Source organism: Syntrophomonas sp. UBA1041 (genome assembly GCF_002316705.1).
GTDB lineage: Bacteria > Bacillota > Syntrophomonadia > Syntrophomonadales > Syntrophomonadaceae > DTU019.
Window position 1 is genome coordinate 4113 of sequence record NZ_DCEA01000073.1, and the last position, 8314, is coordinate 12426.

Here is an 8314-nt window from a genome sequence, read left to right on the forward strand (position 1 = left end):
ATGGCAGGCAAAAGAACATTACCGGTTGCAAATGTAATCCCACCGGAGAAGGTGGAGGTCATAGCGGCTCAGTGTGAGGTAACTGATGCTGGCGTGAGGCTGTTAACCGTATTCGCAGACCCTATAAACCGCTCGTTGACAGTTAAAAGGCGGTGCGAATTAGCCGACATCAGCAGAGAGACATACTACACGCTGTTCAGAGATGCGCGATTTAAGGAGGCTTACAACGAATTATTTGCGGCAACGGTGTTCCAAGCGGCTTTACCAATAGCACAGAAGCAGGTAGATGTGGCACTGGAAGGAGATACCAATGCGGCAAAGATGATGCTTGAAATGAGCGGGCACCTCCAAAGGACCCAGAAGGTTGAGCATACGCATACGGTTGAGGCCGGGCAGTCGTTGGTTGACCTCTATCGGCAGAGAGGCAAGCGGCCAGAGTTGGGGAGTGGTTAGTAATGCAGGATTACAACGAATATTTAACTGAGTTAATATTTGAGTATCTTGATAAACACTTCATGCCCGAGGACGTTGAACAGATTCTTTTGAATAATCCACTCACCGGGCCCGATGGAATCCGCAGACAATTGGGCCAGTTAGACTATGAGTTCTTCGGACGTGCCTATTTTAGCGAATATGCATCGTTGCCTCCCTGCCAATTTCATCATGAACAGTACGCCGAAATGCGCTGGATTGAAGATCATGGCGGCGGGACGACTGAAATTATTGCTGCTCCCCGTGAATCAGCTAAATCTACTTCATGGAACACGATTTATACTGCCAACAACGCAGTGTATGGCAAAAAGCATTACATCGTGTTGGTTTCAGACAGCAGCGACCAAGCTGTAGATGACTTAAAACAAGTCAAAACCGCATTGGAAGAAAATGAATACATATTAGAGGACTTTGGTTCTTTAAAGGGCAAAGAAACGTGGAAAACCGATGCTATCTTGACAAAAAACGATGTCCTGATATGCGCCAAAGGCTCTGGTAAAAAGATTCGTGGTATCAAACATAAGCAGTATCGGCCTGACTTGATAATCCTTGATGACGTAGAAAATGATGAAAATGTACGCAGCCCGGACCAGCGCAAGTATTTAATGAATTGGTTTAATAAGGTTGTAATGAACGCCGGTTCTAAAAATACAGATGTCGTGGTGATTGGAACCATCCTGCATTACGATTCCTTATTGAACAATTTGCTGCAAAAGCCTGGGTACCGAACGAGAAAATATCAGGCAGTAATAAAAGACTCTGATTCTCCGCTTTGGGATGAGTGGGCCAATATATACAAGGACTTGACCAAAAGTAAAAAAATTGACCCAGTGACGGGTGAAGCAGGCAATATAAAAGAGGCCAGAGAGTTTTTTGAAGCCCATAGAGGAGAAATGACTACCGGGGTAGAGGTTATATGGCCAGAAGCAAAGGACCTCTATTACTATAAGCGCAAATACATCGATCTCGGCCCTGCCGCTTATAACTCAGAATATCAGAACGAGCCGATTGACCCAGATTCTAGCTGGATAACACCGGATGACTTTCAATACTATGAGAAATTGCCCACCTTGACCGTTGTTAAGGGTGCGCTTGACCCTTCAATGGGCAAGAACGATAAAAGCGACCTTTCTAGTATATGCAGTGTTGGCCGTGATGTTAACGGCTATTTGTACGTTGTCGAGTCCGACGCCAAGAGACGGACACCGGACGAGCAAATTAAAGACCTGTTTCTTAAAGAGAATTTCTTCCATTATCAGGAGTTTTATATTGAAGGTGTGGCCTTCCAGGAATACTTTGCCGGTAATGTCCAAAAAGCGTCGGCCAAAAACGGCACCTATATTAATATCGTAACAGAGCCAAAGCCAAGGGGCGACAAACATACCCGAATAAAGGCCCAACTTCAGCCGTTGATTAAAAACGGCTATCTAAAATTCCATAAAAGCCAAAAGTCCCTCATAGAGGGGCTTATTTATTTGGGCGCACTTAAATATGATGATGAACCAGAAGCGTTGCAGATGGTTACGGCATTATTCGCTCAAATAAAAACAGACTTTCAACATCGCGTACTACCCGCTATTAGCGGCGTACAGTGCAATTGGTAAAAAGGCAGGTGAACTATTTGAAAAATCCTTTTGCAAGATTTGCGCCTAAGAGAGAAACGGCGCGCAGCCCCAACGTTACTCCTGTAGGTGTGATACATACACAGCAATATGAGCAAAGCTGGATACCATTGGCTTACCTGCCTAGAAAACATGAACAGCGGATGGGCAGGATGCGTAATCTCGACCCCTCGCTTTTTAAATATTACTCCCTGAATGATATTTTAGACATCTTGCGGCACTCGCAGCCTGAAACTTCCTATGCTATCTGGCAATTTCTCCGCGTGGCTAATTCCGGAGTGGAATTCGATGCGAAAAAGATAACCGGCGAACACAACGACCGGGGACAACGGGTTTTAGACCAAATCCTTTGGCGGCTCAATCATCCTCCTAATAGTGGACGGTTCGAACAGGCCAAAGGCATGGAATTAACGACCGGCCAATTGCTGTTAAACGTAATGATGCGCGGTGGCTGCTCACTGGAAAACGTTTTGAATCAAGCCGGTAAGCTCGACCGGATGCAAGTTTTCGATGCAGGTACGGTTTACTTTCAGAGCAGAGAAAACCGGCTGGTGCCACATCAGAGACAAACCGCTCCCGGTACCGGATATGTCGAAATAGACTATCCTACAATTCATTATCAGCCCATAGACCCCGACACGGATGACCCTTATGGAAGCCCGCCTATGGCAAGTCTGATACAGATCATTGTTTTCCAAATCCAGTTCATGAATGACCTCATGGCCGTTGTCCATCGGGCAGGGTATCCGCGCGTTACCGGCACGCTGATTGAAGAAGCCTTCTCTAATCAATTGCCGGAATCGGTAAAGCAGGACCCGGATAAGTATAAAGAGGCTACCGATAATTATTTGAGACAGGTGCAGGACACTTTAAGGAATCTCAAACCAGACGATTACCTCATTGGCTGGGACACGCTCAAAATGGGCTTGTTGGGCGAAGGTAGCAGTACAACGATTAAGGTGGATGCAATTCTCAAAGTAATTGAACAATCCATGGCTGCTGCACTCAAAACCCTTTCGACCATTCTCGGGCGTGGTGAAAATACCAGTAAAGAGTCGTACAGTGCAGAGATGAAGCTCTATTCCCGTGGCATTGAATCGGTACAGAAGGTAGTTGAAGCCATCTTGGAGCGCGCTTTAACGCAGGCTCTAAACCTTGAAGGCATACAAGGCTGGGTGGACGTTAAGTTTAAGACTGTTGATCTTCGCTCTGACTATCAGATTATAGCCGAAATTCAGACCTTCCAGGATGTGCTTTACGCAGCTCGCGACGAAGGCGATATAAGCGACGAGGAACGCACCAAAATGATGCGCGAGAAGTTTGGATTAGTCGGCAAGCCTGACGGTTGGGAGGAAATGCAAGTTGAACGCAAAAAGAGTAGGGAAACCGGAACTGCACCGCAAAGGCGGCATGGCAGTCCACCGGCTACGCAGTAGAGAGGAAGGTGAAAATATGAATCCATATGCCACATTAGAATCTATAGGTGTAAACCCTAAAGGTGAAGATGGTCATTATAGATATTATACGGACATTCTTGAAGATTTGGCCGTTTTATGGCAAGAGGCAGGTGATTAGATGCTAACCGAAGATGAGATGGATAGAGTTGTCCTTGAAGCAAAGAAATCCTTGTCAGAGGAACAAATAAAGGATGCCGTCAGGCGGTGCAGTTATGGCGGTTCAGTAAGTAAACCGCTTGATTGCATGGGTGTGACAATGGAAATGAAAGGAGGTGCTTGTTTTGGCAAAACCAACACCTGAACAATTAGCGAAGATAAATATGATGGCTAAAGTACCGTTGACTGCCGACGAAGTATATGTCCATAAGTTCCGGTTAATAGGGACTGAATTTATACCTTCTCGGTTTTTAAAGTTTGATTTGTCGGCACTAGAAAAATATTTACAAGATGCCCAAAATGGTGACACTGTGCAGATATTTGATCATACTTTCGGCAATTCATGGGTCGAGAAAGTAACCGTTCAATTCGGACGGTTTTTCGATGCTGAATTTGTTCAAGAAAATGGCGAAACCCACTTGGATGCTTGGTGGTATATGAAGGCGGGTACGCCAACTTATGTACCTGAATACAATACTGATGTTATCGACCAACAAATAAACAGTGGTATTCTTCACGACTCATCTGTTGGTGTTTCGTGGGGATTTAGCCAATGCTCAATATGTGGTAATGATATTCGGGACTACGAAAACTGTAAGCACTGGCCAGGAAAATATTACGACCTTGATGGTGGAGCAAGACGAGAATTATGTTATGTAATTGCTAAGGCTGCACCGCCCCCAAGAGTTGATAATAGCCATATGCCGGAAAATTCCCTTGTCTGCGCTGGTGCATATCCAAGTGCAGGAGCGTTATCAGAAAGCAACCGACAAACAAGCGGCAAAGATGCTCCAATAAGACTTAATAATATAGCAGACCTGAAACTGGTGAACAAAGATGCACCAGTTTTTTGTTGCCTGTCCTCAACCTCTGCGACATTCCAAATTACAAGCGAGAATCTACGCGATGCAAGCGAGTTGCATCAACTGTACCACTCAATGTACTCAGAAACGGAACTGCCCGAAGGTTGGACAATGGCGAAGTTGACGCAGAAGCATAAAGAGGCCGTGAAAGAACTACTTGACGCAGGACACGAACACTTGATGGCAGATGCGCTTGATGGAACCTTAAATGAGGCTCTAAAGGCTAAATCAACGAAAGGAAGTGAAGTACAGATGTCAATGACTGATGAAGAAAAGAAACTGTATGATAACGCTTTAAGCGAAAATGCTCAGTTTAAAGCTGATCTGAAAGCGGCAGAGGTTGATTCTGTTGCCGCGTTGACAACTAAAATTGAAGAGTTGTCGAGCAAGGTTGAAGAACTGACACCACAAGCCGAACTTGGCAAGAAATATCGTGAGGATGTAATTGGTGCCGCTCTTAAATCGGGTGTTCGGGATCAGGGAAACGATTTTAAAGAGGACGCCTACAAGAAGATGTTTGCCAGTTTGTCCATTGATGAAATCAAGGAGATGGGCGAGGCGTGGGAGGCATCTGCGTTGGCTAAACTTGGTATTCCCCAAGGCCACACCAAGGGCGAGGAATTGAACCTGCCTGGTAGTGAACTCAAACAAGCCGTAGACCCCGAACTTTATAAGGTTGGGAGGTAGACGATAGATGAAGCAAGGAATTAAAGCTACAGGAATAGTCCTTGGCGGAGTTGACCTGACCGCTTCCGCTGCCGAACTAAACAAACTGGATGGTGCTGGCGCGAAGGTTGCTAGCGGTACCCAGGCAGCTCTTATTGCCGACCCGACCGGGGGCACTACTACCGACGCAGAAGCTAGGACTGCTATAAACGCGATTATCGACGCTTTACAGGCGTTCGGGATTGTCGCAACTAGCTAATTAAGAAAGGAAGTGTTTAAAGAATGGCCATGACTTATGCAGATGCTAAAGAGTTTTATTGCAACGGTGGAGGTATTGGTTTCCATGCCACTACCTTTAAAGCGGCTAGTGATATTACTGCTACAACCGATGAAGGTAAATTACTTGCCATTACCGGAAATGGCGAAGTGGGAACTGGTGACGATGCTGGTACTCCCATTGGCGTTTTAAGCAGATATGAATCCGATGGCTATGTCGGTGTTCAGGATGCCGGATACGCTGAAATCGATATTGAGCATGATGCTACTGCTGCCAATGAAGTTCAAGTCGGCGACTGGGTGGAAACCGATGGCGCAGGAAAAGGCGCGAAATCATCCACCAATAAAGGCCTCCTTGCCGTTGCCGTTGATGCAACTAATCATAAGGCAATTGTAAAAATCGGCTCTCCGTCTGGGAGCAGATAGTTTTTGCCTCATAACTAAATAACGTAAGACCCGCTTAAACAGGCGGGTTTTTCTATTTTCTGATTATTTGAAAGGAAGTGACATTTAAGATGGCTGAAACTAAAGTAAATGGTTATCTTGGACTTAAAGACCAGTTAGGAACTGGGACCAATATTTATAAAGAAGCCTATAAAGAAGGGAGAACCCTATCGCAGCACTTGGAGATTCTTGACCCTTCTAATCAGTATGTGGGCGCTGATGCTTGGCTCGGAAAACTGGACGCTTATGAGCGGCAAATGCTGGCAGCTGGCATCCAGACCAAAAGCAATCCTGCAAAGGGAATGTACGCTGATACCGTAGATAAGTTTTTCCTTGGCACTTCAAACTCAGACGTACTTTTCCCCGAATTTATCAACCGGACTGCCCGTATGGCACTGGAAGCTCCTGATATCCTCAATGAATTGGTGGCAATTAAAACACCCATTACTGGCAATGCCTATAAGACTTTCTATGTAGACCTTGCCGCTGCCGCCAAGCAGAAAAAACGTGTTCCTCAGGGCACAGAGATTCCGACTACTACCATCACGGGGCATGAACATTCCGTAACCCTAAACAAAAAGGGCCGCGCTATTGATATGTCTTATGAGTATGTAAGACGGATTCGCATCGACATGCTTGCCCTACTGATTGAAGGTATTCTTCAGCAGACCGGGCTTGACCTGGCCGAAGATGCAGTAAATGTTTTAATCAGCGGAGATGGCAACACCGATACTGCGGCAACCAATTATAATCTTACTACCCTTGGCGGTACTTCTGGTGCTATCGATTGGGAAAGCTGGTTAAAATTCCGGCTGAAGTTCTATCCGTACAAAGGCACTACTGCCATTGTGGATGAAACCCAATTGACTAAGGTTCTGGGTATTCAGCCTCCGGTTATCGACCCCTTAACCTTAATGGCGGCTATGAATGGCGGGACTCCTGTCGGCGGCGGTGCTAACCTTGCCCAGAACGTATTCTCCGGCCCGATGCGCTATGTTTATCTGCCTTCGGATACTATTGCTAATAAAGTGCTTGTCATTGACCCTAAATATGCCTTAGAGCAGGTAACGGAGATCGGCGCGGACATCGTTGAAACTGATCGGATGATAAAGAGCCAGTTTGAAACTATCGTACTGTCACAAGTAACCGGCTTCGCCACTCTGTTCCCCGATGTAGTTAAGACTCTGACCACCAATGCGTGATCTTAGGGAGGCTTACCCGCCTCCCTTCCCCATAGGGGGTGATTAATTGGCAAATGTAATATTACCAACCGGCTATGAAACGCAAGTGCAGACCGATATGGGCGTAACTGAAAGCATATTGCCGACTACTGCCATTCAAAGCAAGGCGACTTTAGCAGAAGCCTTGACGAAGCAGACAGTACCGACTTATGCAGATATAACCGAAGGCGACGAACTAACCTTCCTGCAATCAGCTTGTATCGCTCAGTTATGTGCGTTACTCTGCCCTGGTATGCCGAATCGAATTAAAGTATCCGAAACCTCGGAAACAGGCTATGCCTACAAGTTAGCAGATGTTGACTGGTTAAAAAAGAAAGTGGAGTTTGAAAGGGCTAAAAAAGACTACATCAGCCTTGCAACCGGTGGCGAAGTGATAATGCCAAGTGTGATTGGGGTGGTCGTAAATGAAAGAACAGAAATATAACCACATTACTAATGACGGCGAAGCGATAACCATTCTCCGGACAACTCCTTATGTTGGCAAGGCTATAATTTCGCGCTTTAAGGGCAGCTATTCAGATTATGCAGTACAGAATAGGCGGCAAATAAATCTGCTCTTAGAATCGAATTTAGCCGTGGGAGAAGTTATCCAAACCGCCTCCCAATCCTTCTTGACATTGGTATCCAAGCCAGAAGTAGTACAGGGCGAAGAAATCTCTATCATTGCTCACGGAATACTATGCAATTCAACCTTAACGGTGACACGCGATCAACCGCAATATGACGAAGATGGTAATCTAATTGGTCAAACCCCTGTTGCTGTCATTGAGGCCCTGCCTTGTCACGCTATCCAAATTAACGGGAAAATGCGCGAAACAGATGCCGGACTGTTACCCACGACGGTAATGAAAACGTATTTAACTTCAGCGGATGGGCTTATCAATGGCGATAAGGCGCAAGTGTTTGGCAATGACTATCGGGTAGATGACATTAACTTCGCTGAATATCCTGGCGTGATGACACTACAACTCAGTGTGTGGGCGGGGTGATGCTATGCTAAAAATCGATTCACAAGCGATGGAACAGGCACTTAAAACCGCCTTACTGGTTGAATGTGAAACGTTAACGGATTGGCTCTGGCAACAGGTTCAGTCTGT

11 protein-coding genes are annotated in these 8314 nt (G+C 45.9%); all 11 read left to right on the forward strand.

Going from position 1 to position 8314, the window contains the following annotated elements:
- Nucleotides 1–453: hypothetical protein (locus tag B2633_RS11655; RefSeq protein ID WP_483170842.1), on the forward strand; the 453-nt coding region annotated here is incomplete at its 5' end.
- A 2-nt stretch (nucleotides 454–455) separates the two neighbouring features.
- Nucleotides 456–2096, forward strand: coding sequence for a phage terminase large subunit (locus tag B2633_RS11660; RefSeq protein WP_483170844.1), 1641 nt, complete (start codon nucleotides 456–458; stop codon nucleotides 2094–2096).
- Between the two features lie 17 nt (nucleotides 2097–2113).
- Nucleotides 2114–3550 (forward strand): hypothetical protein, encoded by a 1437-nt coding sequence (locus tag B2633_RS11665; protein WP_483170845.1) that lies wholly within the window; start codon nucleotides 2114–2116, stop codon nucleotides 3548–3550.
- Between the two features lie 16 nt (nucleotides 3551–3566).
- A complete protein-coding gene (locus B2633_RS11670; RefSeq protein ID WP_483170846.1) occupies nucleotides 3567–3689 on the forward strand; it encodes a hypothetical protein in 123 nt (40 codons plus the stop codon).
- Nucleotides 3690–3872: a hypothetical protein gene (locus B2633_RS11675; RefSeq protein WP_483170848.1), complete on the forward strand. Its 183-nt coding sequence runs from the start codon at nucleotides 3690–3692 to the stop codon at nucleotides 3870–3872. It abuts the gene before it with no gap.
- Complete coding sequence (locus B2633_RS11680; protein ID WP_483170849.1) at nucleotides 3853–5277, forward strand: hypothetical protein; 1425 nt, start codon at nucleotides 3853–3855, stop codon at nucleotides 5275–5277. The genes B2633_RS11675 and B2633_RS11680 overlap by 20 nt, the downstream gene beginning before the upstream one ends.
- Nucleotides 5278–5284: 7 nt before the next feature.
- Nucleotides 5285–5515 carry a hypothetical protein gene (locus B2633_RS11685; protein WP_483170850.1) on the forward strand — a complete coding sequence of 77 codons (231 nt, stop codon included), beginning with the start codon at nucleotides 5285–5287 and terminating at the stop codon, nucleotides 5513–5515.
- A 23-nt stretch (nucleotides 5516–5538) separates the two neighbouring features.
- Nucleotides 5539–5958: a hypothetical protein gene (locus B2633_RS11690; protein WP_483170852.1), complete on the forward strand. Its 420-nt coding sequence runs from the start codon at nucleotides 5539–5541 to the stop codon at nucleotides 5956–5958.
- A gap of 89 nt (nucleotides 5959–6047) precedes the next feature.
- Complete coding sequence (locus B2633_RS11695) at nucleotides 6048–7178, forward strand: phage major capsid protein (RefSeq protein ID WP_483170853.1); 1131 nt, start codon at nucleotides 6048–6050, stop codon at nucleotides 7176–7178.
- Between the two features lie 46 nt (nucleotides 7179–7224).
- A complete protein-coding gene (locus B2633_RS11700) occupies nucleotides 7225–7641 on the forward strand; it encodes a hypothetical protein (protein ID WP_483170855.1) in 417 nt (138 codons plus the stop codon).
- Nucleotides 7622–8206, forward strand: a complete 585-nt coding sequence (locus tag B2633_RS11705; protein WP_483170856.1) for a hypothetical protein — start codon at nucleotides 7622–7624, stop codon at nucleotides 8204–8206. Before B2633_RS11700 ends, B2633_RS11705 begins: the two co-directional genes overlap by 20 nt.
- Nucleotides 8207–8314 lie beyond the last annotated feature (108 nt).